19 protein-coding genes, 1 pseudogene and 1 riboswitch are annotated in these 24,123 nt (G+C 54.9%); of the genes and pseudogenes, 10 read left to right on the top strand and 10 right to left on the bottom strand.

Annotated features, from left to right (window positions below; translation table 11 throughout):
• Positions 1 to 20: 20 nt before the first annotated feature.
• From smrA to I6L46_RS12290, 3 genes are all read right to left on the bottom strand, one after another.
• Positions 21 to 602, bottom strand: coding sequence for a DNA endonuclease SmrA (gene smrA / locus I6L46_RS12300; RefSeq protein ID WP_110303365.1), 582 nt, complete (start codon positions 600 to 602; stop codon positions 21 to 23).
• 187 nt (positions 603 to 789) lie between these two features.
• Entirely contained in the window at positions 790 to 969 is a 180-nt protein-coding gene (locus I6L46_RS12295; protein ID WP_005338733.1) for a DUF3149 domain-containing protein, read from the bottom strand.
• Between the two features lie 136 nt (positions 970 to 1,105).
• Positions 1,106 to 1,993, bottom strand: coding sequence for a TraB/GumN family protein (locus I6L46_RS12290; protein ID WP_069526495.1), 888 nt, complete (start codon positions 1,991 to 1,993; stop codon positions 1,106 to 1,108).
• A gap of 88 nt (positions 1,994 to 2,081) precedes the next feature.
• On the opposite strand from I6L46_RS12290, the gene I6L46_RS12285 reads away from it, so the two are divergent.
• On the top strand, positions 2,082 to 2,414 hold the full coding sequence (locus I6L46_RS12285) for a DUF1904 family protein (RefSeq protein ID WP_040068558.1): 333 nt from the start codon (positions 2,082 to 2,084) through the stop codon (positions 2,412 to 2,414).
• A 91-nt stretch (positions 2,415 to 2,505) separates the two neighbouring features.
• On the opposite strand, the gene I6L46_RS12280 is transcribed toward I6L46_RS12285, so the two are convergent.
• From I6L46_RS12280 to I6L46_RS12265, 4 genes are all read right to left on the bottom strand, one after another.
• Entirely contained in the window at positions 2,506 to 3,333 is an 828-nt protein-coding gene (locus tag I6L46_RS12280; protein WP_042054211.1) for an SDR family oxidoreductase, read from the bottom strand.
• Positions 3,334 to 3,474: 141 nt separating this feature from the next.
• Positions 3,475 to 4,917 (bottom strand): OprD family outer membrane porin, encoded by a 1,443-nt coding sequence (locus I6L46_RS12275; RefSeq protein WP_216975699.1) that lies wholly within the window; start codon positions 4,915 to 4,917, stop codon positions 3,475 to 3,477.
• A 502-nt stretch (positions 4,918 to 5,419) separates the two neighbouring features.
• Positions 5,420 to 7,357, bottom strand: coding sequence for a methyl-accepting chemotaxis protein (locus tag I6L46_RS12270; RefSeq protein ID WP_216975697.1), 1,938 nt, complete (start codon positions 7,355 to 7,357; stop codon positions 5,420 to 5,422).
• 105 nt (positions 7,358 to 7,462) lie between these two features.
• Entirely contained in the window at positions 7,463 to 8,347 is an 885-nt protein-coding gene (locus tag I6L46_RS12265) for a DMT family transporter (RefSeq protein ID WP_216975695.1), read from the bottom strand.
• A gap of 408 nt (positions 8,348 to 8,755) precedes the next feature.
• On the opposite strand from I6L46_RS12265, the gene hcp1 reads away from it, so the two are divergent.
• The 8 genes from hcp1 (at position 8,756) to I6L46_RS12225 (ending at position 18,644) form a co-directional block, all read left to right on the top strand.
• Positions 8,756 to 9,274 carry a type VI secretion system effector Hcp1 gene (gene hcp1 / locus I6L46_RS12260; protein ID WP_005332563.1) on the top strand — a complete coding sequence of 173 codons (519 nt, stop codon included), beginning with the start codon at positions 8,756 to 8,758 and terminating at the stop codon, positions 9,272 to 9,274.
• Positions 9,275 to 9,619: 345 nt separating this feature from the next.
• Complete coding sequence (tssI, locus tag I6L46_RS12255) at positions 9,620 to 11,710, top strand: type VI secretion system tip protein TssI/VgrG (protein ID WP_216975693.1); 2,091 nt, start codon at positions 9,620 to 9,622, stop codon at positions 11,708 to 11,710.
• Positions 11,710 to 12,174 (top strand): hypothetical protein, encoded by a 465-nt coding sequence (locus I6L46_RS12250; protein WP_124928681.1) that lies wholly within the window; start codon positions 11,710 to 11,712, stop codon positions 12,172 to 12,174. Before tssI ends, I6L46_RS12250 begins: the two co-directional genes overlap by 1 nt.
• Positions 12,175 to 12,176: 2 nt before the next feature.
• Entirely contained in the window at positions 12,177 to 14,828 is a 2,652-nt protein-coding gene (locus I6L46_RS12245) for a M23 family metallopeptidase (protein WP_216975692.1), read from the top strand.
• The gene (locus I6L46_RS12240; RefSeq protein WP_216975690.1) at positions 14,818 to 15,315 is read left to right on the top strand and encodes a hypothetical protein; all 498 of its coding nucleotides are present in this window, start codon (positions 14,818 to 14,820) and stop codon (positions 15,313 to 15,315) included. The genes I6L46_RS12245 and I6L46_RS12240 overlap by 11 nt, the downstream gene beginning before the upstream one ends.
• A gap of 222 nt (positions 15,316 to 15,537) precedes the next feature.
• Complete coding sequence (locus I6L46_RS12235; protein ID WP_162511782.1) at positions 15,538 to 15,900, top strand: hypothetical protein; 363 nt, start codon at positions 15,538 to 15,540, stop codon at positions 15,898 to 15,900.
• Positions 15,901 to 16,273: 373 nt separating this feature from the next.
• On the top strand, positions 16,274 to 17,074 hold the full coding sequence (locus tag I6L46_RS12230; RefSeq protein WP_162183930.1) for a lysozyme inhibitor LprI family protein: 801 nt from the start codon (positions 16,274 to 16,276) through the stop codon (positions 17,072 to 17,074).
• Positions 17,075 to 17,489: 415 nt separating this feature from the next.
• Positions 17,490 to 18,644 (top strand): 3-phenylpropionate MFS transporter, encoded by a 1,155-nt coding sequence (locus I6L46_RS12225; RefSeq protein ID WP_213386645.1) that lies wholly within the window; start codon positions 17,490 to 17,492, stop codon positions 18,642 to 18,644.
• A gap of 77 nt (positions 18,645 to 18,721) precedes the next feature.
• On the opposite strand, the pseudogene I6L46_RS12220 reads toward I6L46_RS12225, so the two are convergent.
• From I6L46_RS12220 to I6L46_RS12210, 3 genes and pseudogenes are all read right to left on the bottom strand, one after another.
• Positions 18,722 to 19,186 (bottom strand): annotated as a pseudogene (locus tag I6L46_RS12220) (hypothetical protein); the annotation flags it as partial.
• 80 nt (positions 19,187 to 19,266) lie between these two features.
• The gene (locus tag I6L46_RS12215) at positions 19,267 to 19,476 is read right to left on the bottom strand and encodes a helix-turn-helix transcriptional regulator (RefSeq protein ID WP_005335250.1); all 210 of its coding nucleotides are present in this window, start codon (positions 19,474 to 19,476) and stop codon (positions 19,267 to 19,269) included.
• A 7-nt stretch (positions 19,477 to 19,483) separates the two neighbouring features.
• Entirely contained in the window at positions 19,484 to 20,032 is a 549-nt protein-coding gene (locus I6L46_RS12210; protein WP_021229702.1) for a DUF2975 domain-containing protein, read from the bottom strand.
• Positions 20,033 to 20,247: 215 nt separating this feature from the next.
• Between I6L46_RS12210 and I6L46_RS12205 the strand changes: the two genes are divergently transcribed.
• On the top strand, positions 20,248 to 23,703 hold the full coding sequence (locus tag I6L46_RS12205; protein WP_216975688.1) for a PAS domain-containing hybrid sensor histidine kinase/response regulator: 3,456 nt from the start codon (positions 20,248 to 20,250) through the stop codon (positions 23,701 to 23,703).
• A 234-nt stretch (positions 23,704 to 23,937) separates the two neighbouring features.
• A riboswitch (cyclic di-GMP riboswitch) is annotated at positions 23,938 to 24,025 on the top strand.
• The last annotated feature ends 98 nt before the right edge of the window (positions 24,026 to 24,123 follow it).

Genomic DNA, 24,123 nt, shown 5'->3' with positions numbered 1-24,123 from the left:
GCGTAGTGGCGAGAGGCGGGTTAGCCGAGCCGCTTCTGGTGCCGTTCGCGGTTTTCCGCTTTTTTGCGTTCGCTTTTACGCAGCAGCACATAGAGGGCACCGCTGCCGCCGTGGCGACGCTCGGCGCTGTGGATCGCCATGACGGCGGGCAGTTGTGGCAACCAGGCGCTCAAATAGCTTTTCAGCAGGGCGCGCGGGGTGCTGCGCTCCCCCTTGCCGTGCAGGATCAGCAGGCAGCGGATATCCCGGGCTTCACAATCCGCAATGAACTGCACCAGCGTCTGGCGCGCCTCATTGAGGGTTTTCTGGTGCAAGTCCAGACTTGCCTGTAGCTCATATTTGCCGAGCCGCAGCTTCTTGTAGACCCCCTCCTGCACCCCATCGCGTTTGAAGCCGACGATTTCGTGCGGATCGCGCATCTCGATGGCCTCCATGGTGAGGTGGTCGAGGGCGAGTTGCTCGGCGGTGGCAGCCTGACGGCGAGCGAGCTGCGCCTCGGTCGGGGCGGATTTGGCCGCATGGGGATGGATGTTGTCGCTGCGAATGGGCCGCACGTCGGCCACTTCATTCATAAATAGCGAGAGTTCGTCGTTATGAGACACGGCAGGCTCCCCATAAGAAAAAGTGGGGGCCATTATAACGGCCGCAACCGGCACAGAAAACGGGGAAAGGGGGAGGAGATAAGGGGCACCCGGCATGGACACAGGTGCAGCCTGGCCCGGGAATCACAGTCGCGAACCATAAAACAGCACAGGCGGTCAGTGTGAACTGCCGCCTGTGGTCAGAGGATTATTTGCCCTCTTTGGGTTGTTGAGAATGGGGTTGCTGTGAATGAGGCGGTTGCGAGTGCATCACCTTGTAGATGAAGTAGGCCGCGTAAGAGCTGATGAGCAAGAAGGTGCCGATAATCACCAGCATCGACATCAATCCCACGCTGTTGCCAAACATCAGGTCCAGCCAAAAGTCCATTTTATTGCTCCTGTCACCCGGTTGATGACAGGCATGATAAATACCTCTTTGCCCCGTCCGGGATGATCCCGATCAACTCCCTTGCAGGTTGTTTAATAACCAGCGCGATCTGTGATCGTTCTCACTGGACTCCTTGCTACCGAGCCTGCACAGGGCCCGGTGTGGTGAGCGGGGTAATGCGCCACCCTTGCTGCTCCAGCAACGCCAGCAACCCCTGTTCGCCGTAAAGGTGCAGGGCGCCTACCACGATAAAGCTCTCGTTGGGCAGGGCGGACCATTTCTTCAGCCAGTTGTGGTTGCGCTCGGCCAGCAGAGTCTGCTCCATCCAGCTCTGTAGCGCGGGCGGGGCCATCTCCTCCTTGAGCAGATTGATCAGCGTCGCCTCATCCCCCTGCTGCCACGCCTTCATCACGGCGGCGAAACCACTCTCCAGCATCGGTAGCTCATCCAGGGTGCTGGCGAGCATCAGGGTCTGGTTGTCACCCACGCTGGCCAGATAACCGAGCTGCTCCAGCAGGGTTTCAAAACCCACTACCGGTTTGCCCTCTTTGGCGGCCCGGGTAGCGAAGTGCTGGTCTATCCCGAGTTCACTCTTGAAGTCGGAGCGGGCCATGGCGGCCTGGGTCAGGGTAATGGCGGCAAACCAGGGGCGCAGGGTGGCGAGGGTAGCCTCGTCGATGCCATAGCGGGCGCCCGCCATCAGGGTGCGTTGATAGAGCTCGGCAGGCAGATGATCCTTGAGCGGTTTGCCATCCACCAGTCGGGTGAGTGAGCCGGTCTGTTGCCACTGATCCGGCGTGATGCTGTTCATGTCCACCTCCATCACCAGTGCGCGACTCTGCAGCCAGGCACGCTCCACTGACTCGGGCAGAGGATAGAGGGCTGGTTTGCCCGCATGGATGGAGCCCAGCAGCCAGTGTTGCTGGTTGCCCTTGCTCACCCGATAGAAGGCGGGATCGGCAAAGGCGTGCAGCGGTAGCAGCAGGCAGAGCAGGAAGGCAAAGAGGGTGCGATGAAATCTCATGGGGATCCTTAATATGCGCCGGGTGACTTCTCTTGCTGACAATAACCCCTATGATAAGTCCTCATTTCAGATAACCAAGAGGTTTGCCATGCCCCATCTTCGTTTTCGCGCCGTGGCGCTCGAGACCCTGCAACAGGTGAGCGGCCCGCTGCTGGCCGAGCTTTGCGAGCTGACCGGCGGCAAGCCGGAGTTTGTCACCATGGAGCGGGTGGAGAGCTGCTGGATCCGCAACGGCGAGCCAGAGGCGGGATTTCCGTTTGTCGAGTTGCACTGGTTCGAGCGGCCACAAGAGATGCAGGACGCCGCCGCGCGCCTTATCACGCGCCATTTGAAACGGGTGCTGGGGGAGCAGACCTATGTGGTGGTGCAGGTGATCCCTCTGGTCAAGAGCGCCTACTACAGCAATGGCGAGCACTATTGAAGAGAGGGACAAACCAGGTTGGCGGGTCGGGTGACGCCGCTATACAGCTAACTCAATCCGGGCGGCAGGATGCTTGTCGCCCATCACGGGATCAGGCCGATTTGGCCAGCAGTTTATCGAGCCAGCGAGTGGGCAATACCCGTCGCAGGAAGGCAAACAGCCGGGTCGGAGTAGTCACCGGATAGCGCGCCTTGGGATGGGCGTGGGTCAGCGCATGGAGCAGCGGCGGGATGCAGGCTTCGCTTGGGAGGGTAAAGCCGCTGGTGGCCCCCTCTTTTTCCAGCCGTGTCAGGGTCTGGCGGTAGGCCGACTGATGACGGCTCTGGGCCGGATCGATGTGCCGCAAGAAGGCGCTGCGGGCATTGGCACGAAAACGGGTATCGATGGGGCCCGGTTCAATCAGGCTGATATGTACCCCGCTACCCGCCAGTTCGAGGCGCAGGGTATCGCTATAACCTTCCAGCGCAAATTTGCTGGCGTTGTAGGCGCCGCGATACTTCATGGCAACCAGTCCCAGCACCGAGCTGTTCTGCACTATCCGTCCCTCTTTGGCCTCCAGCATCGGCGGCAGCACCTGACGGATCAGATGGTGCCAGCCAAACAGGTTGGTATTGAACTGCTCCCTGAGCGCCTCGGTGGGCAGATCTTCCAGCGCCCCGGGTTGGCCATAAGCGCCATTGTTGAACAGGCCATAGAGGCGCCCGCCTGCCAGATGGAGCGCCGCACTGGCACCCAGCTCGATGGACGCTGGGTCCGCCAGATCCAGTTGTACCGCCAGCAATCCCTGTTGCTGCAGACGGGCCACATCTTCCGCCTTGCGCGCCGAGGCGATCACGGTAAAACCGTGCTGCCCGAGCGCCTGTGCGGCGGCGAGGCCAATACCGCTGGAACAACCGGTGATCAGAACAAAACGGGGCATGATGGCGTCCTTGTTACTGCTGATAAAAGCGTGCGGGCTGGTGAGCGGATAAAATCCTTATCCGGCTCGCATGTTAGCCTGCCAACCGGCAAAAAGAAAACCGGGCCAAGTGGCCCGGTTTGCTGACATCGTATTGCCTGATTACATGAAGGTAAGCGGCATGATGATGTGGAACTTGACGTCTTTCTCTGACGCAAATACGTTCGGGTATGCCCAGCTAGGCAGATCGTTGTTGTAGTCGGTGTAGTGCAGCTTGAACAGGGTGCCTTTCAGCTTGCCATCCTGCACGGTATAGCTGACATCGAAGTTGGCTGCCCATTCAGTATCTTCACCGGAAGCATGCTTCTTGCCATAGCCATCCTCAATATCCCAGCCATAAGCACCGGATACACCGACAGACCAGCCAGGGGCACCAACCAGGTCATCCAGAGAACGGGTCACGCCGAAGAACAGCGCTTTTTCGTTGTTGGCGTTCCAGTCAGAGCGGGAGTCCCACCAAATTTCGTTGGCGCCCTGAGAGTTGGCGTAGCCACGGGTCAGACGGGGCAGGTAGTTGCCTTCATCACCCTCAGCCTTGGTCCACAGACCTTCCAGACGGAAGCCGTATTGGGCGTAGTTCCAAGCTGCGGTCAGCGCTTGTTGCCATGCCAGCCCATCGTAGGTCTTGCCTGAATCGCCGCCAGCAACGGCACTTGCATCAAAGTCAGATGTTTCGGAACCGTAGAATTGGTAGCTGGTGGAGAGACCGCCAATCACATCAAACTTATGAGCCAGTTTGAAGTGGTAGCTATCCATATAGTCTTTGGATTGACCGAAAGAACCGGTTACAGCAGTGCCATTTTCGAAGGTATAGCGCGCAGCGATACCATGGATGTAATCGATCTTGTATTGCTCTTCTTGCGGGCTGTAGCCAGAAACCCACGGCTTGGATTTAGCTCGTGAGAAAATTTGGGTTTCTTTGAACCATGGTGCTTTGTATTCATCTGCGATGGCGTAGGTCAGGTAGAGACCGCCAAAGTTGCCTTCGATTTGACCACCACGATAGGTACCCGGCTGATAAGACCAGTTAACACCGATAACGCCTGGAACATAGAGCTGGGTATAGCCGCCTTTGGCTGTAACACTGTCACCAAATTTGAACTTCAGAGCTGCGTTAGTGACGCTAAAACCGTTGCCGGCATTTCCATCTTTAAAGTTGTTATCCCAGTTTCTACCGGCGAAAGAAAATTCATTCTCTTGGTTGGCAGGAGAGCGATCATCGGTGAGGTCATAGGCACCATAGCCACCCAAGTCCAATCCAACGACATTCCAAGCGTAACCGGAGTTAAAGTTCAGTGCGGCTTGAGTCGTTGCGTGACTCAGATTGGATGCGTACTCACCTGTGCCGCCAGTATCTTTGCGGTCGCGATCACGCTGGAAGTAGAACAGACCGCCGGTCAGTTTGGAGTCTTTCACGAAGGTTTCATAGGACTGGCCGTATTCCGGGCTCATCATGTCCTGAGCTGCCAACGCCATACCGGGGGCGACCAGAGCGGCTACCACAGCGGCACTCAAAGCGGCGCGCTTGAAGATCACTTTTTCCATTTTTATTGCTCCTGATTTTATGGACTTAGCTTTTTTTTCCGGCAGTTGGCATCGGGCCTACCGCTCGGTATTGGCATTGCAATCAAAACCCCGAAGGGCAAAAAATCTTGTCTTGGCTACCTGCAAACCCGGATGTCTTGGCACATCTGTAGTTGGCAGTCCTGATCATCACATGTTGTTTTTTTATGTTCCGATTCTTGGCTATCGGACAACCCCAAGAGTACGTTCGCGGTGCGAAATATCAATGAAAAGTTCCCTCAACGTTTCAAAAGTATGACCGAGTGCAAATAATCATGGGCAAGGTCGTAAACAGCCTCATGGCAGGTATCGCGGTGATGAGAGCGTTTTCTTGAGGCCGCAGCCAGCGCCAGTGCGGGTTTTCATCCGGTACGGGGGAAGAGGTGTCAGTTAACCTGCCGATAACAGATAATTTTGTGCTACAAAAAAACTTTCCCTCTGGTCGAGGGAAAGTGAGCTGGCAAAGATTTGGGGCGAATAGGGTTCAGCCTTGCTGGCCGAGGATGCGGGGGATCTGCTGCGCCTGATGGTGGATATGGGAGGAGACCTGCACCGAGAGCTGACTCACCTGACGGGCATGCTGATGGATACGGGCGATCAGATCGGCAAAACTGGCCAGCTTGTGTTCCTGACTTTTGGCGTTGTCGGCCCCCTGCAGGGCGATCACTGCGGTGTTGCGGGCGATCTCCCGCACTGCCTGGGTGGTCTGGCGCAGTTGTTCCGCCTGCGCCCGCTGGCGGCTTGATTCGTTGGTGATCCGGTTCAGTACAGTGCCAAGTTGTTCGCCGGATTGGGTCAGGCGCCCCAGAATATCGGTGATCTGGTTGAGGGATTGCTGGGTATTGGCCGAGAGGTGGCGCACCTCATCGGCGACCACCGCAAAGCCGCGTCCCTGTTCCCCTGCGCGGGCCGCTTCGATGGCGGCGTTGAGGGCCAGCAAGTTGGTCTGCTGAGCGATATGACCGATCACATCGACAATGGCCGTCACATCGGCAACCGAGCGGGTGAGGGCTTGCAGCGCCTCATCGCTCTCGTCAATCGCCAGTCCGGTCTGATGAGTAGCGTGAAGCATGCTGCCCACCAGATCTTCACTCTGGCTCATCGCCTGTTCGTTATGGTGGGCATGCTGGGCGATGTCGGCAGCGACCTGATGGACCTCTCCGGCCAGCTGGTTCAGCTCATCCATCATCTGGCCGCTCTCGTCGACCACCTGTTCGGTGGTGCGGGTGCTGTGATGGATCTCGTCAACCTGGCTGACCATTCCTTGCAGGCTGAGGGATACCGCTGACAGCTGCCCCTCTTTTTGCTGTTGGTCCAGTTGCAGACGACCGATCAGCCGATTGTAGCTGGCAACAATATCGGCCAGCTCGTTGCGATCGCGCCCGGTAGGCAACGGCTCGGCCTGCCCCGTCTGATCGAGTTGCATAAAAGCTCCACGCAGTCGCAACAAGGGGGTGAGCAGCCAACGTCGTTGCACCAGCGCAAACAGCAGGGCGACTATCACCAGACAGAGCGCCAGCGTGCCGAGGATGGTGGCCAGCTCCTGATTGACGGCTTGCCGTTCGTGGGCAAGTTGTTCCCCCATCTGTCTGGTCGCTTGCAACATCGCCATGATGTCTTGCTGCACGGTCTGGCGGCCAGCCTGTTGTTGCTGAAGCGCCGTGCGGCTGTTGGCCAATTCCTGCGGATAGCGACCCAGCAGCGAGCGTAATTCGCTGCGCGGTTGATCTCCCAGCTCCTTGCGTACCGGCTCCCCCAGCGTGAACTCATCGGCGGGCGCCTCTTCATACAGGCCGAGCAGCGGCAAGGCTTGCAGCGCTTGCGCCTGTTTTTGCAGTGCCTCCAGCTCGAAGCGGATCCCTTCGAGCAGCTTTTCATTGCCCTGCTCCATATAGCTTTGGCGCAAATGGGCGAGGCGCGGCAGGCCCGCCAGGATCTCGGCCGCACCGCGGCGATATTGCTGTGCCGCGGCAGATTGTTCCGTGTTGGCACCTTGCTCCCCATAGCGGATCAGCGCCATGGCCTGGCTGCCCAGCTCACTCTCGGCATTTTGCAGCAGCAGCTGGCTGTTGCCCGAGAGCTTGCCTGCGGCCTGATAGTCGTGCGCGATGCGCTGCGCCATTTGTTCGAGTTGCTGTCTGAGCGGGGCTGCCACGGCATCATCCTGAGCGGCCAGCGAGGAGAGCGCTTGCTGGCGGACCTTCTCCGCTGCTGTCAGTTGTTGCGGATCGCCGCTGTTGAGGTAGTCACGCAGGCTGTTTTGCAGGGTCACTGTCACCAGTTGTTGCAGCGTCTCGTGCTGATGCTGGGCCTGATTGGTACGGGCAAGCTGCTGCCAGCCGTGGTAGAGGGCCAGCGCCTGTCCTCCCGCGACCAGTAACAAAACAAGGGAGGAGAGGGTGGCGTAATGGGCGATTTTCACGGGGTAATTCCTGTCAGCACAGACCATGGGGGAGCGTGGCCCGAGCCTAAACAGGGATGATGGCGTTTTTATGACAGCATGGTCAGGTGGCCCTATTTTACCGACTTAACTGGCTGGGGATGCCAGTGCTCTGTTGCGTTGGCCCAGCATACCGAGCAGGGCGCCGCCCATGATAAGTGCCCCGGCCAGCAGATGGCGCGAGGTCAGCTCTTCTCCGTTCAATGCCACTAACAGCAAAGTACTCAGCAGCGGTGTCAGGTAGGCAAGGGCACCGATCCGGCGTGGATCGCCATCTCGCAGTGCCAGATACCAGGTCACAAAGGCCGCCCCCATCGGGCCCAGCGCCAGCCCGATGATCAGCCACCAGTCACTGGTGGGGATCTGCGCGAGTGGCAGGGGCCCCTCCAGCAGACGGGCAAGCAGCAGTGCCAGCAAACCTGCGGGCAGACAGGCTGCCGCAGTGATCACGGCGGGGGCTGGCGGCAGACGGCGTGATAATACCGAGTAGGCTCCCCAGACGACAGCTGCACCGAGCGCCAACAGGTATCCCGGCAGATAGGCCTGCTGCAGTTGCAGCTCGCCATTGACCATCACCAGCATGGAACCCGCCAGACCAAAGGCGCCAGCCAGCAGATGACGGGCATGGAGTGGATGGCCGGGCAACAACAGCGGGGTGAACAGAATGATGCAGAGCGGCCAGAGGTAGTTGATGAGGTTGGCCTCCAGCACGGGGGCGTGGCGAAAGCTCATAAAGAGTAGCAGATGGTAGAGCAGTAATGCCGTAACCGTCACCATCCAGGTAATAGAGCGAGCACGCCACTGGCGCCAGAACGGCAAGGCCCCGACCCCGCAGAAAAACAGCACCAGCCCGACCAGCACCAGTGGTGACACGCTGGTGACCCGTGACGTCAGCGCCGCCAGCGAGGCCCATAGCACAATGGTCAGCAGTGCAAAACCGGTGGATCTATCCCACCAGGAACATCCGGACATCCAACACTCCTTTGCAAGATGAATGAGCAACAGAAAAGAGTGCAGTCTAGCAGAGTGACAATCGACAAACAGTTGCGAGGCGGGCGATTACTTGCAAGCTGGTTGTTCTGTCCGAGCGGGCTTAGCCAGTGGAAAGTTAGCACTGGCAAAGGATTGGAAGTTTGCCCTGAAAAGAAGAAATGATCTATTTAGAGCAACTTCTTGCTCGCTAACTGGTGATTTATACGGATTAGGCAAGTAATCACGATTAAATTCACTACTCTAGGCAACTTATTGCGTGCTTGTGCGTTGAGCGAGAACTGGCGGAGTGTAATTATTTGATAAATAAGGAATAAAAAAATGGCATGGACGCTGCTAAAGGTTGGTCGAGTGCTATCTCGTTTAACCAATCTATTTAGGAGCATACACATGCCAACTCCATGTTATATCAGCATCGAAGGTAAAACCCAGGGCAATATCACCGCCGGTGCCTTCACCTCCGATTCCGTCGGCAACATCTTCGTACAAGGTCACGAAGACGAGATGCTGGTACAAGAGTTCCAGCACGTTGTGACTGTCCCGACCGACCCACAATCCGGTCAGCCTGCCGGTCAGCGTGTCCACAAGCCGTTCAAGTTCACCGTTGCGCTGAACAAAGCTGTGCCGCTGATGTACAACTCTCTGGCTTCCGGTGAAATGCTGCCGAAAGTGACCCTGAAGTGGTACCGCACCTCCGTTGAGGGCAAGCAGGAGCACTTCTTCTCTACCGTGCTGACCGATGCCACCATCGTTGACATCGACTGCCAGATGCCCCACTGCCAGGACCCGGCGAAGTCTGACTTCACCCAGCTTATCCAGGTCTCCATGGCTTACCGCAAGATTGACTGGGAGCACACCGTTGCCGGTACTTCCGGTGCGGACGACTGGCGCGCGCCCATCGAGGCGTAAGCCTTGCTTCGGTACTTTGGTATTCCTTGTAAGTAGTAATGTGTCTTTGAGCCGGTTGTTCAACCGGCTTCTTGTACTGTGCATTTTCTCCAGCCTGGCCAACGGGTTGGCTGGAGCTTTTCTGTTTTGTCATCCCCCTGCCGGTGAGTGCGGAGGGATGGCAAAGCACTAAAGGGTGTCCTGTGATGCAGACCCGACCCGCTCGTAACCTGTTAACCCCTTTATCTTTGGTGGCCCTTGCGGCACCGGAGAGGGCGGTAGCGTGGCCGCGCGGTGAGGGCGTGTATGGGCGCGAGAGTAGGCAAGGGCTCAGGCACTGCTTGGCCGTGACAAGAGGGGAAAGCCATGGCTAATCAAACCGGATTGCAATTTACCGTGAAGGTGGGGGCGTTGCCCGAGAGCACCTTTGTGGTGGCCAGTTTCCAGCTGGATGAGGGGCTGAATCGGCCGTTCAATCTGCAGCTGGAGGTGGCCAGCAGCCAGCCTGATGTTGACTTTGGCGCCGTGCTGGACCAGCCGTGCGAGCTGATGGTGTGGTACAACGGCGAGCTGCAACGCCGGGTCTGCGGGGTAGTGAGCGAGTTTGCCCAAGGGGACAGCGGCTTTCGCCGCACCCGTTACAGCCTCAACGTCAAACCCGCCCTGTGGCGATTGGGGCTGCGCCAGAACTCCCGCATCTTTCAGGCGCAGAAGCCCGATGAAATCCTCAGCATCCTGCTGCAAGAGCATGGCATCACCGACTACGCCTTTGCCCTGAAAAACGAGCACGCCCAGCGGGAATACTGCGTGCAGTACCGCGAGACCGACCTCGATTTCGTGAACCGCCTCGCTGCTGAAGAGGGCTTGTTCTACTTCCACGAGTTTGAAGCAGGCAAACACCGCATCGTCTTTGCTGACGATGCCGCAGCCCTGACCGCTGGCCCCGAGCTCTTCTTCAACCTCGGCAACCGCTCGCTGGAACAAGGGCCCTATGTTCGCCAGTTCCACTACCGCGAGGCAGTGCGCCCCTCGGATGTGGAGCTCAAAGATTACAGCTTCAAGACGCCGGCTTACGGCCTCTCCCACAAAAAGCAGGGAGCAGAGCTGGAGCACCAGCGCGACACCTATCAACACTTCGACTATCCGGGTCGCTACAAGCAGGACCTGAGTGGCAAGGCCTTTGCCCAACACCGGCTCGATGCCCTGCGCAATGACGCGGTAGCGGGCAGCGGCAAATCCAACAGCGCGGCCTTGCTGCCGGGCCAGCACTTTTCATTGACCGAACACCCCAACGGCAGCCTCAACACCGACTGGCAAATCGTCCATATCCGCCACACCGGTGAGCAACCCCAGGCCTTGGAAGAGGAGGGCGGCAGCGGCCCGACCGTCTACCACAACGAATTTGGTGTGGTGAAAGCGAGTACCACCTGGCGGGCCCGCATCGGCAGCCCCGAGGCACCCTACAAGCCGATGGTGGACGGCCCGCAAATCGCGATAGTGGTGGGCCCGGAGGGGGAGGAGATTTACTGCGACGAGCATGGCCGGGTGAAGCTGCAGTTCCCGTGGGACCGCTACGGCAGCTCCAACGACCAGAGCTCCTGCTGGGTACGGGTTAGCCAGGGCTGGGCCGGTGGCCAGTACGGCATGATGGCGATTCCGCGCATCGGCCATGAGGTTATCGTCTCATTCCTCGAAGGTGACCCCGACCAGCCTATCGTGACGGGGCGCACCTATCACGCCACCAACCGGCCGCCGTATGAGCTGCCAGCCAACAAGACTCGCACCGTGCTGCGCACCGAAACCCACAAGGGCGAGGGCTTTAACGAGCTGCGTTTTGAAGACCAGGCTGGGCAGGAAGAGATTTACATCCACGGTCAGAAAGACCTGAATGTGCTGATAGAGAACGATGCTGCGTGGCACATCAAGCATGACGAGCATCGTGACATCGACAACGAGCGGGTCACCCGCATCAGAAAGGTGCCGGGCAAGGATGGCGCTCCGCCCAGCCTCGGCAATGACCACCTGACAGTTGAAGGCGAGAAACGGGATCACATCAAGGCGGACTATTCACTGACGGTGGATACCTCCCTGCACCAGAAACTGGGCCAATCCCTGTTGGTGGACGCCGGTGAAGAGGTGCATATCAAGGTGGGTGACAAGTTGGTGCTGGAGGCGGGATCCGAGATCACCCTCAAGGGGGGGGGAAGCTTTGTCAAAGTTGACCCGAGTGGCATCAAGCTGGTCGGCCCCGCCATCAAACTCAATGCCGGCGGCAGCCCGGGAGCAGGCTCTGGCTGGGCTGGTCAGGCTCCCGTTACTCCCAAAGGGGTTGAGGTGGTCAAAGCCCCGGAACTGGTTGAACTGGTCAAGGCGATTGCCACCGAGAAGGCTATGGAGGCGCTCTTGAAAGAAGAGAAGCCAATTGCAAGGGTGAGCTTTTCTGGAAGAGGGAAATAATGATGAGTAAATGGTGGAGTCTGTTTATTGGCTGTATAGCATGGTCAGGTGCCTATGCGGGGACTCTGGAAGAGCAATATAGTGGTTTGCATAATTGCCGTTTTGAGAATGTTTATTATGATCAGCAGCAGAAGCAGTTCGGCCCAGAAGCATATTTTTTTAAAGAGAATAACGCGAAACTTAGTGTATGCTGGGAATCTGAAGATATTACATCATTTTGCATTAATGGAAAATTAAAATTCTATGGTCTTGATGTAAAAGAATTAACACTTTCAGGAAAGAACAGCGACTACTTGGGGATCGTTTTTTTTAATGATGAAGAAACTGTTCGTCGGGTTTTATCAAAGCATTATACATTAGATGTGGCTGATAACGAAAAAAGCTTACCAAGCGTAGATATTTTACCTGAGGATGGATTCGCTCGAGTTTATTGCAATCTCTACAATGTAAAAGAGGATGAGTAACCATGCCTGCTTTTAATCCTGGAGCTTCATTTTCTTTAACAAGCCGATTTAGTAGTGCCAGAAGTCTTATGGGGGTAACAAGGCCTCATAAAGGCGTAGATTTTAGGGCAATATCAGGAACGGCGATTCCTGCTGCCGGTAATGGAAAGGTAGTACTAAAAAAATTTAATAGAGGGGGATATGGTCATTATGTGATCCTTGAACATCGAAACAAAGATGGCGAATTTATCCATACTCTCTATGCCCACATGAAGGAGTCATCTAGATTAAACGTTGGTGACCGGATAGCAAAAGGCTCTACGGTAGGATTTGTTGGCTCAACAGGCAGAAGTACTGGCCCGCACCTTCATTTTGAAGTCCATCGCCATCGTAAGTCTGGGCAGCCACTGGCTAACCCTCGTGAAGAAGTTGATCCTCTTGCATTTGATGTTTCAGGTTTACAGTATCCTGATGAAGTTCATAGTGATACCGCTTCGAATATAGTAAAAAATGAGATAACAGGGGCATCTTGTCTACCAATTACACAATCAGATGGTCGTGAATTTAAAGATGCTAAGGATTTAGCTGCTCTTCTTGGCGATGAAGCTAATTATCTATTAGGCCTAAACACTTGGCATGGTGGTATTCATATTAGTGATGAAAAAGCACCTTGGGTCAAAGATATTCATCCTGTTCGCTGTATGGCTGATGGTGAGGTTGTAGCTTTTCGAATGATGCCTGACTATCTTGTCAGCAATTTTAAGGGGCGGGAATATCGCTATTCCAATTCTTTTTGCTTGGTTCGCCATTATTTCAAACAACCCAAATCAGCAGAGGAAAATAAAGGTTCTACGCAGAAGGAGAGCAGTTCTGAAAAAAGGAGGGGGGCAGAAGATAATGGATTTACCTATTACACACTATATATGCATTTATGTCCTTGGGATAAATGGCCGAAAAACAGCCGCTATCGGTTAAAAAAGGGATGGCGGGTGCGTCATAGTGTACCGAATCATGATTACCAACCTCCCGCACTAACCTTGAAAGCGGGAGAGGAATTCGAACTTGTCGAAGGTGTTACTGCACAACGTGGTTATGTAACAGGTCAAGGGGAGTTCGAATTTGCTCGTATAAAGGTACTGAGTAATGGTGCTAGTAGCAAAGAGGTTTTGGCCACAAAAGGAATGGATAGCCTTTGGATGGCACAAGACCCAAGTGCGATAGAGAAAGTTGGCAACATTGTTAGACCTATGTGGGTATATGACAAAATAGAAGCTCGTGTGAAAGAAGATATGGTTGGTCGTGCCGACCCCAAAGCTCAAAAAGGGAAAACAGGACATTATGTAGCTGGTGACAGTGTTTTTAGTGTACCAGCTGGAAGTCTGATCAGCTTTGATGCACATAGGTGCGAGTGGCAGGAAGTTCGCGGTAGAGCGCGGCGAATGGCTCGTTGTGTCGTACAGCCTCTTGGTCGCCCTGTTTGGTTATGTGTAGAAGAAGAGAATATTGAGATTAAGCGCCAAGAGCCTACTCACTTGGGTAAGCTGTATGAATTGCCAACACCAGTACCAATTCGTGCTGGCGAGACCATTGGCTATCTAGGAATGTACGAAGCGCCAACTTCTACCGAAGGGGGAATGTCGAGCAAGCACATGGTCCACATTGAGCTGTTTAGCGACGATCCACGAGCAGAGGCAGTAGTTAGTAGCAAAGAGTGGAAGGATCAAGGCTTCACGCTGATTGATGGCTCTGATAGTGATGGTGCCCTGGATCCTGCTAAAATCCCCCCATTTTTCCTGAACCTGTATCGTCATGCTTCAGATGATAAAGAATTGAAAGATGATGAACTTACAGTTAAAAAACTGGAGAATGCTGTCGATAGTATAGGAAACTATGACAGGGTTAAAGGGATGGTGGTGAAGCATAGTAGTGAATGGTGGGTTCCAGCTTCGAAAATAATGATGGAGCAGTTTAAAATTATTTTTTGTAAAGTCACTGATCTCCCTCCTTTGGTTGAACACGAGGTTAAACGGGTGGAGGCATTGGGGTGGATGGATAAGCTTAGTCATGTTCATATTGCTGGACCAAAAATGTTGCATTTTTATCCATTTTCAATTAGCTGCGAGAATGTGGTTAAAAGAGAGCTTATATGGATGAAGAGAGTTTTTGAGTTATATGGGATTCAGATCGGTGAGGCGTTTAGAAATAAAGTAATCAAGGTTGGTGGCGAGTTAGGAATTGATCCTAATTATATAATGGCTTGTATAGCACTTGAAACAGGGACGAGGTTTGACCCATCTATAAAAAATCCTTACTCAAGTGCTACTGGCCTAATTCAATTAATGAGAGTAAGCGCAAATGAAATAGGTACGACAGTAGAGGCGTTAGCAAAAATGAATCATGTTGAACAAATGGATTACGTTAAAATGTATTTTGTTCGTAAGGCTGAAATGTTTGGTGTACCCACGAATAGATGGTCGCTAGAAGATGTTTATCTTTCCATTTTTGCTCCTTCAGCGATTGCGATAGATGGTAACGCCCCCGTTTATTCCTCTCCGTCAGAAAACTACAACAGGAACAAGTTTCATGATTTGAATGGGGATGGTAAAATAATGAAATCAGAGATCGCCAATAATATTAGAGTCTTTTATGATAAAGGGTTTTCGTATGAAGGTTAGTCTTTTTTTAGATTTTTGTTTTTTTATTGTGGTATTTTGCTTTTGTATGCCATCCTGCGTGATTGCAGGCGTGAGTTTTAATGATTTTTCCGTTGACAAAGAAGATGTTTATTATGGAAGTCCACATGATCTTACTGAAGAAGATACTGGCTTTTATGAAATAGATTGGGCAAGAAAAAAAGCAATTAAGGAAAAGCCTAACTTCGCTGGGCACTATGTTGTGTACACATTTAACTGTGGTACTGGCGCTGTGTGTAGTGAGGTTCTCGACCTTAAAACAGGACTTGTAATTTCAAGGCTCCCCAATCCTTATGAGTCAGGATCTTTAAGGCTGGATACTATTGTAAAGAGTTATCTAATGATCGTATCTGGTGTGGAAATGGATGTGGAAATGGATGTGGAAATGGATGGTCCACCATTAACAACTAAATGCTATGTTCTAGATAGGAAAGAGCTTGATTTGAAGTTGCTTGATAAGTGCAGCTGAGTTTAACTTATTGTCTTCATTTTTTTATAAATAAGTTTTCTGACCACCAATACATTAGTAAAGTCATTTACCAACTGATGGCCGCTAGAAATAATTTTCTCGAGGCACCGTAGCCTAATTTTTCGGGGGTGTATAGAACTCTCTATTTTTCATTTGTCTTCTCAAAGCAAGGCGTAAGTGATGCGGATGTCTCTGTATAAGTAATATAGTTTGGTAGCAAGAATGAGATGGCTTTTATTTTTTGTTTTATTTGTACGTAATGCAATCGCTGGCAATAACTTGCAATGTTATGACTATTTGGCGGATGCGGTTCGTAGTAGTAATTATGATTTTATATATGTTTCGGCTAAGGATGTAAATGTTATTGTAGATTCTGATGATGGCCAAGAAGTTAGTATGCAATTGACTTATGACACTGATGGTAGTGGTAGTATTGGATGGGCATCATACATTTATTCTGATGCATCATTATGGAATACATCTGCTTACCTTGAAGGTAAAATAAAACTGCAATATGGTGAATCAATAAAGAGTAAGTTGAAAAATTGTTTTGGTTCCCAATCTTCTTTGTCAAAGAAAAACTGACCATTAAACTATTATGATTAATATAGTAAGCTTTACATTCAGTTTTCATGAATATATTAGGTTATAGGATGAATACAACAGTCTTGTTTACCCTACTTTAGGGTGCACTTCTGTTGATGTTAATTCAAGGTCGTTTTGCAGATACGTAAACTCCCTTGGTATCTTTCCCTGCTGAAAAACTGGGATATATTTAGGTGCCAATCAGTTTTCTTTAGTGCCAATTTAACATTGAAAACATTTTAATTGTTGGGGCTTTTGTTGGCAGGGATTTCTATAATTAGAATACTTTATATGTGAAAGGAGATATCCATTACTAATTGATGAGGCTTGATACTGTTGTAATTGTTTTTTAATGTTAAGGATTGAATTGGATATGAATTTTAAATCTCTTGTTTTAATCTCAATGTTGAGTTTATCGAGTGCTGTCAATGCTGGTATTTTTGACTCAAAAGAGGAAAAACAGCCTTTCAAATGTGGTCGTGAGGATGCGGTAAACGCATTAACAGAGGCTCTGCGTGATAATGCCTTGTCGAGGATGTCAGTATCACCAGAAAAACTCGATTTCTTTCAAAGTCAAGTCGAAAAAATTCCCGTTAGCATCTCTGATGTTTCGACTACAAGTGATTCATCACAAGAGTTACGATGTGTAGCGACTGTATCAATGACTGTTCCTGTTGAAGTCAGGGAGTTAGCACAGAAAGCCCCGGACGTGTTCTCTGAGTTTATTAGAGAAAGTCATGGGTTGTATAAAAATGGCAATGTTACGTGGAATGGTGTTTCTTATAAAGCAAGGCTGGCCGATAATGAAAAAGACATTTCGGTCGCTTTAGGGGAGACTTATTATGCCCCAATGTCATTAGCCAAGGCATCATACCTGGCGATCACTAAAGATGATATTGTTAAACAAAATGACCCATCTCGAGTTGCCATCGCCAAGCAGGCTTATGAAGCTGAGGATGCACGCTTGAATAAAATCTGGAAAGCTATTCCAGCATCTTTCAGAGCATCGATGAAAAATGAACAAATTTCTTGGGTATGGCAGAAGGAGAATGATTGCGGTAATATTGAATCTGTAAATAATCCGAACTTATCAATATCTGGTAAAGTGGAATTGTATGAGTGCCAAACCGAGATGACCAAGGCTAGGATAAAATATTTGAGTGGCCAGAAATAAGTTCCTCTATTTATGCATTACTAAAGTTTTTGGCACTATATAGTGAGTTGATATTACCTGACGCCGGCTTAACGCTGGTGTTTTTTTATCGCTACAAATAGTTTTGGTGCAGGATAGCTCGAAGATTTGTTGTATCCAGATGATTTTTCGTTGTGAGGATGGATTTAAATTTGAATCCGAGATGCAGATCCTGGTGATGAAAAAAAGTGATTAGGGGACAAAAAAGAAACCCGCCATGGGCGGGTGGAAGGATTGCAACACTAACCAGGAGGAGGTGTTACCAGGTAGACCCCACCTCTTCGGTAATAGTTCAATTTTATTGAAGTTTTTTCGTTTTCTTAGCGGGGTTTCCATCGGGATCTGTGGGGGCGGATGGGTTATCATTCTGCTCCCGTCATCCGGTTGCAGAGGATCTATGCCCGCGTTCTCCTGGTTAGCGCTCTTTTTCGGCGCCTTCTATTTTGTCTACGGCGCTTACTTGCCGTTCTGGTCGCTCTGGCTGGAGGGGGTGGGCGTCAGCGCCGAGATGATTGGTCTCCTGCTGGGGGCGGGGATGGCGATCCGCTTTGCCGGCAACCTGATGGTGATGGGGCAGATCAAGGGGGCGGGCCATCTGCTGCCGGTTACCCGGTTGCTCTCCCTGCTCAGTCTGCTGGCGTTTCTCGGCTTCTATCTCAGTCATAACCTCTGGTGGCTGGTGGGTTTGACCCTGCTGGCGAACTTTATCTATCCGACCCTGATGCCAGTGGGGGAGGCGCTGGCGACCCGCATGGTGGTGCAAGCGCACCTCGATTACGGCAAGGTGCGGCTGTGCGGCTCCTTTGCCTTTATCGTCGCCTCTACCCTGGTGGGGGCGCTGGTGGGCAACTTCGGGAGCGACTGGATTTTGCACACCATGGTGGCGGGGCTGGTGCTGATGCTGCTGCTCAGCTGGCTGCCGCTTTATCCGGCGCCACAGGATAGTCAGGGCGAGCGCGCCAAGGCGTCCTTGCTGGCAACCCTGCGCAGCGCGTCGGTGCGCCGTTTCCTGCTGCTGACCGCTTTGCTGCAGGGGAGCCACGCCGCCTATTACGGTTTCAGCGCCATCTACTGGAAGGCGCAAGGGTATAGCGGCACCATCATCGGCTATCTCTGGGCGCTCGGGGTGGTGGCGGAGATCTGCATGTTCGCCGCCGACAAGCGTTTCCTGCAACGCTTTGGCGCCCAGAGTCTCTTTATCGCCGGAGCCATCGGTTGTGTGGTGCGCTGGGTATTGCTGGGTGCTTCGACCGAGTTGTGGGTGCTGGTACTGGGGCAGTTGCTCCACTCGGTGACGTTCGGTATGAGCCATCTGGGGGCGGTGCGTTTCATGACCCGTCAGCTACCGGCCGAGCAGTTGATCCCGACTCAGGCGCTCTATGCGGCCCTTGGCCTCGGCATGACGGTGGCGGCCCTGATGGCACTTTGCGGCGTGCTGTTCGAGCCTCTCGGCGGTGGCATCTTCTTCCTGATGGTGCTGGTGGTCTTGCCGGTCTTCTTCCTGCGGCTGCGCCCCTTTGCGCCGTCTGCGCAAGAGAGTGCTCCAGCCTGATATTTGTCTATTTGAATCATCACCTAACAAAAGGGAGAGCCACGGCTCTCCCTTTTTTGTTGCTGCGGTTTGCGGCGTTACTGCTGCTCGCCAAGATAGAGGCGGCTGAGACGGCGCCAGGTATCCGAGCCGATGGTGCCGGCAAGCAGCTCATTGGAGGCGGCATCAAAGCGTCCATCCGGCAGCCAGCCCAGTTGGGGCAGCAGTTGCGCCAGCGTCACGTCATTGTGTTGCAGTTCCCGCTCCAGCGCTTCCCAGAAGGCGCTCCCCTTGACGTAAAAGAGCGGGTAGTAGGAGCGATCGCCCGCCAGCACCTCGCGAGCTGCCCGATAGAGGCCGCTCTCGCGATGGGGCATCTGTTTGCCCCGCTCGGCCAGCTCATTGACCGCCGTGACCTGATGCAGCCGAAAGCGGCGCAGCGCCTTGATGGCGAGGTACTCGGCGAGGCTCTCGTTGACCCAGGTGGGTTGTGGAGCAGAGTGGCGAGCGCTGAGGATATGCACCGCCTCGTGGGCCGAGGTGCGCAGCAGGCGCAAGGGGGCCGCTCGCGTCATTGCCAGCGCAGGCCCACAGCGGCAGCAGCCACAGGGCAAACAGGGTGATATGACGACTCATAAGGGGGTTAGCGCTCCTGCTCGTAGCCCAGCAGATCGCCGGGCTGGCATTTGAGTTCACGGCAGATGGCCTCCAGGGTGGAGAAGCGCACCGCCTTGGCGTGGCCATTCTTGAGGATCGAGAGGTTGGCCTCGGTGATGTCGATGCGCTGGGCCAGCTCGCGGGCGGTCATTTTGCGCTCGGCCAGCAGGGCATCGAGTCGGATGATAATGGGCATACGTTCCTCACACCGTCAGTTGCTGTTCATCGGCCAGCAGTTTGGCCTCGCGCATGACCAGTGCCAGCGCCAGTACGATCAGTCCCGCCAGCAGTACCCGAAAATCGGAGGTACTCAGCGCTATGGTACCGAGTACTTCCGGGCCTCTCATGGTGAGCACCGTATCCAGCAAGGGGGTCAGGATCAATTCGACCAGGAAGGTTGTACAGAGCAGCAGTCCGATCTGCCGATAGCGGCGGATCTGCTCGAAGGTGAAGAGCAGACCGGCGCGGTAGCCGCGAAACAGCTGACGCAGTTGCCAGAGCATCATCATAAAGACCAGATCCGGCAACAGCTGCACCAGGGTGCCGAGTAGCCGGGTGGAGAAGTGAAGGGGATAGTCGGCAGGATTGATGCCGGGGCGGCTCAAGATGGTGTTGAGCTTTTCCTGCAGAAAATCGGCACCACCGAAGGGGGTCCACACCTCCAGCAAGGTGATCAAAGGGGTCGCCAGCAGTGCCAGCAGCAGCAGCCATTCGATCAGCATGCTCGAGCGTTCGAGTTTGTTGGAGATCATCTCATTCCTCACTGTGATGGTTTTATCTGAAAGGTAAAGTTTATCGTTTATCAATATTCACATCGGCAATGTTTATTGTTTTGCGATATACAGTCAAGATAAAACTTATTGAAAAACGATAATTTCAATCTGTCCGAAGGGGATGACTTTTGACTGCTGCCTCTCTAGACTGGCGAGGCTGTATACAAAAACTCAACATGGACAAGGAGTTATCGATGCACCAGGGATGGCTGCTGATCGGATTGTCGCTCACCTATCTGGGGCTGCTGTTTCTGATCGCCTTCGTGGCAGACAAGCACAAACGGCACCGTCTCAAGGGACAACCGCTGCTCTACAGCCTGTCGCTGGCGGTCTACTGCACCTCCTGGACCTTCTTCGGCACCGTGGGGCAGGCGAGTGAATCGCCCTGGTCGCCGGTGCCCATCTACCTTGGCCCCATGCTGGTCTTTCTGTTTGGCTGGCGGCTGCTGGCCCGCCTTATTCTGGTGGCCAAGCGCGAGCACATCACCTCCATCGCCGACTTTATCGCCGCCCGTTACGGCAAATCCCAGCGGCTCGCCATGATGATCGCCCTCATCGCCATCATGGGGATCCTCCCTTATCTGGTGTTGCAGCTCAAAGCCATCGTCACCGGGCTGGATCTGCTGATGGTCAACAGCGGCGGCATCAGCCCGACCAGCAATACCAGCGAGCTGGCGCTCGGGGTCACCCTGCTGCTGGCGCTGTTCAGCATCCTGTTCGGTACCCGCCATCTCGATGCCACCGAGCACCACAGGGGGATGGTGGTGGCCATCGCTTTCGAGTCGGTGGTCAAATTGCTGGCCTTTATCGCGGTGGGGGGCTTCGCCCTCTGGCTGATCCTGAGCAAACCGGGCGAGGCTCACGAACAGGTGACCCGCGACTTCTTTGCACAGGTGGTGGCGGTGAGCCCCGGCAACCTGCTGGAGCTTGCCATCTATACGGTGCTGGCGATGTGCGCCGTCATCTGCCTGCCGCGCCAGTTTCATGTGACTGTGGTGGAGAACAATCAGGGGCAGGATCTGCACTGGGCGCGCTGGATCTTCCCGCTCTACCTGTTCGTGATGGGGCTCTTTATCTGGCCGCTGGCACTGGCGGGCAAGCAGTGGGTGGGGGCTGACATGGCCTCCGACACCTATGTGATCAGTCTGCCGATGGCCCTCGGTTTCGATGGCATGGCGATGCTGGCGTTTCTCGGCGGCACCTCGGCGGCCACCGGCATGGTGATCGTCTGCACCATCGCACTGGCGATCATGGTGAGCAACGATCTGGTGCTGCCGGTGCTGCTGCGCCGCTTCTGGCGGCAGGGGCGCGACGAGCGGCTGGTTCGGCTGCTGTTGCAGGTGCGCCGTGGCGCCATCCTGCTGATCTTGCTGGCGGCCTGGGGGCTCTACCTCTGGCTCGGCGATCTCACCAGCTTGTCGCGCATCGGCTATCTCTCCTTTGGCGCGGTGGCCCAGTTTGCGCCAGCCCTGCTGCTCGGTCTCTACTGGCGTCACGGCAATCGCAAGGGGGTCTATCTTGGGTTGAGCCTCGGGGTTAGCCTCTGGTTCGTGACCCTGCTGGTGGAGAGCGGGCTGCTGGCCGGTTCACCGCTGGCCGAGCTGCTGGCGCCGCCGGACTGGCCCGCGTTTCGCGAGCTGAGTCTCGGGGCCTGGTGCATCTTCCTGAGCCTGCTCTTCAACCTGCTCGGCTATGTGGCAGGCTCGCTGCTGTCGCGCCCTGCGGTGAGCGAGCGGCTGCAAGCGGCCAACTTTGTCGGCAAGCCGAGCCGCGATACCGCCGCCCTCTATCAGGCGCGGGTCTCGGTCAAGGAGCTGGAGATGCTGGCGGCTCGTTTTGTCGGCTCAAGCCGGGTCAAGCGTGCCTTTGGTCGCTTCGCCGGAGAGCGGGGCGGCACCCTTGCGCCCCAGATGCAGGCTTCGGCCGAGCTGATTGCCCACACCGAGCGGCTGCTGGCGGGGGTGTTTGGTACCTCGTCGGCACGGTTGGTGCTCGCCTCGGCCCTGCAGGGGCGCAACATGCAGCTCGAGGAGATCGCCACCATAGTCGATGAGGCCTCCGACGTGTTTCGCTTCAACCGCGGCCTGCTGCAGGGGGCGATCGAGCATATCGGACAGGGGATCTCGGTGGTGGACAGGGAGCTTCGGCTGGTGGCCTGGAACCGCCGTTACATCGAGCTGTTCCACTATCCGCCCGGGCTTATTCAGGCAGGGCGTCCTATTGAAGAGATCATCCGCTACAACGCCCAGCAGGGGCTCTGTGGCTCCGGTGATATCGAGGATCATGTGGCGCGGCGGGTCGCCTTTATGAAGCGCGGTAGCGCCCATATCTCGGCGCGGGAGCGTCCGGACGGGCGGGTGATCGAGATGCAGGGCAATCCCATGCCGGCCGGTGGTTTCGTCATGACCTTTACCGACATCACGCCGTTTCGTGATGCCGAACGGGTGCTGCGTGAAGCCAACGAGCATCTGGAGGCGCGGGTCGCCGAGCGTACCCGCGAGCTCTCTGAACTCAACCGCCAGCTGCTGCTGGTCAACCAGCAGGTGGAGCGGGCCAATCAATCCAAGAGCCGTTTTCTGGCGGCGGTCAGCCACGATCTGACCCAGCCCCTCAACGCGGCCAAGCTGTTTACCTCCTCCCTGCTGGAGATGCTGCCGGCAGAAGAGGAGCCTGCCCGCATCGCCCGTCATATCGACGATGCGCTGGGGGCGACCGAGGATCTCATCAGCGATCTGCTCGATATCTCGCGCCTTGAGGCGGGCAAGTTCAAAGCCAAGAAACTCGACTTCGCCCTGCACGAGCTGTTCGACAACCTGAAGGCGGAGTTCGGGGTGCTGGCGCAGGCGGGGGGGATCCACTTCTCGGTGGTGGAGAGCAAGCACGCGGTGCACAGCGATGTGCGCCTGCTGCGCCGGGTGCTGCAGAACTTCCTGACCAATGCGTTTCGCTACAACCCGGGCGGCCGGGTGCTACTTGGTTGCCGCCGGATGGGGGACAAGATCCGCATCGAGGTATGGGACAACGGCCCCGGCATCCCGCAGGACAAGCAGGAGGCTATTTTTGACGAGTTCTCCCGCCTCGATCACTCCCGCACCGCCAAGGAGCAGGGGCTGGGTCTGGGGCTCGCCATCGCCCGTGGCATCTCGCTGGTGCTCGGTCATCAGCTCACTTTGCAGAGTTGGCCGGGCAAGGGATCGGTCTTTGCGGTGACCCTCAATCTGGCGACCCGGCCGGTCACGGCCCATCAGCTGGCGGCGCCGGTGGTGCGTGACAGCCAGCTGGAAGGTGTAGCCGTGCTCTGTATCGACAACGAGCGGGACATTCTGACCGCCATGAGCACCCTGCTTGGCCGTTGGGGCTGCGAGGTGCGCTGTGCCGTCGATCTGGCCGAAGCCGAGGCGCTGGTGGCACAAGGGTTTGTGCCGAGACTGGTGCTCTCTGACTACCACCTCGACGACGGCAAGACCGGGTTGGAGGCGCTCGCTGCCCTGCAGCGGGTGTGTGGCGACGAGCTGGGAGGCATCATCATCAGTGCCGATCGCAAGAGCGAGTTGCAGGCGCAGATCCGCGAGCGGGGGTATGGCTACATCAGCAAGCCGGTCAAACCACTCAAACTGCGGGCCCTGATGAACAGCCTGCTGATGCGCTAGCCGCAGCCGGGGCGGCTAGCCGTGAACCGGCTCACAAAACCGCGCAATGATCCTGTGACCCGTGGTCATGGATGAATGCCGAAAACAGAGGTTTATTGGCGAAGATCTCTTCATCTTCCTGCGTAATGGCTGCCAGTTACTCTTTTGGCTTGCCACTGTCGGTGAACGCCGACAGTGGCAGACCGGATTGGCTCACTCTATAGTCGGGATGCGATTTTTTGCATCGCAAATGAAGTAACCGAAGGGCAAACCGATCGCAAGATCGGGACGCAAAGCTTCCGGTCCAGGGATGAGCCGTACTTGAGATAGCGGGGCCACCACAGGTTGTTGTGCACCTTTGCCAAGAGGCCGCACTGCCGTCTGCGTTACCTGTCAGGGCGTAGCCCTTTTCGTTGCCAACATAACGAAATAGGGAAATAT

This window comes from Aeromonas sp. FDAARGOS 1416, assembly GCF_019048085.1.
GTDB classification, from domain to species: Bacteria; Pseudomonadota; Gammaproteobacteria; order Enterobacterales; family Aeromonadaceae; genus Aeromonas; species Aeromonas veronii.
The sequence above is the reverse complement of the archived record's forward strand: the minus strand, read 5'-3'. Positions and strand labels throughout refer to the sequence as shown.

Excerpts from the sequence above, each read along its gene's own strand:
- I6L46_RS12295 (WP_005338733.1), bottom strand. The coding sequence starts at position 969 with ATGGACTTTTGGCTGGACCTGATGTTTGGCAACAGCGTGGGATTGATG.
- I6L46_RS12290 (WP_069526495.1), bottom strand. The coding sequence starts at position 1,993 with ATGAGATTTCATCGCACCCTCTTTGCCTTCCTGCTCTGCCTGCTGCTA.
- I6L46_RS12285 (WP_040068558.1), top strand. The coding sequence starts at position 2,082 with ATGCCCCATCTTCGTTTTCGCGCCGTGGCGCTCGAGACCCTGCAACAG.
- I6L46_RS12280 (WP_042054211.1), bottom strand. The coding sequence starts at position 3,333 with ATGCCCCGTTTTGTTCTGATCACCGGTTGTTCCAGCGGTATTGGCCTC.
- I6L46_RS12275 (WP_216975699.1), bottom strand. The coding sequence starts at position 4,917 with ATGGAAAAAGTGATCTTCAAGCGCGCCGCTTTGAGTGCCGCTGTGGTA.
- I6L46_RS12265 (WP_216975695.1), bottom strand. The coding sequence starts at position 8,347 with ATGTCCGGATGTTCCTGGTGGGATAGATCCACCGGTTTTGCACTGCTG.
- hcp1 (WP_005332563.1), top strand. The coding sequence starts at position 8,756 with ATGCCAACTCCATGTTATATCAGCATCGAAGGTAAAACCCAGGGCAAT.
- tssI (WP_216975693.1), top strand. The coding sequence starts at position 9,620 with ATGGCTAATCAAACCGGATTGCAATTTACCGTGAAGGTGGGGGCGTTG.
- I6L46_RS12250 (WP_124928681.1), top strand. The coding sequence starts at position 11,710 with ATGATGAGTAAATGGTGGAGTCTGTTTATTGGCTGTATAGCATGGTCA.
- I6L46_RS12245 (WP_216975692.1), top strand. The coding sequence starts at position 12,177 with ATGCCTGCTTTTAATCCTGGAGCTTCATTTTCTTTAACAAGCCGATTT.
- I6L46_RS12240 (WP_216975690.1), top strand. The coding sequence starts at position 14,818 with ATGAAGGTTAGTCTTTTTTTAGATTTTTGTTTTTTTATTGTGGTATTT.
- I6L46_RS12235 (WP_162511782.1), top strand. The coding sequence starts at position 15,538 with ATGAGATGGCTTTTATTTTTTGTTTTATTTGTACGTAATGCAATCGCT.
- I6L46_RS12230 (WP_162183930.1), top strand. The coding sequence starts at position 16,274 with ATGAATTTTAAATCTCTTGTTTTAATCTCAATGTTGAGTTTATCGAGT.
- I6L46_RS12225 (WP_213386645.1), top strand. The coding sequence starts at position 17,490 with ATGCCCGCGTTCTCCTGGTTAGCGCTCTTTTTCGGCGCCTTCTATTTT.
- I6L46_RS12215 (WP_005335250.1), bottom strand. The coding sequence starts at position 19,476 with ATGCCCATTATCATCCGACTCGATGCCCTGCTGGCCGAGCGCAAAATG.
- I6L46_RS12210 (WP_021229702.1), bottom strand. The coding sequence starts at position 20,032 with ATGATCTCCAACAAACTCGAACGCTCGAGCATGCTGATCGAATGGCTG.
- I6L46_RS12205 (WP_216975688.1), top strand. The coding sequence starts at position 20,248 with ATGCACCAGGGATGGCTGCTGATCGGATTGTCGCTCACCTATCTGGGG.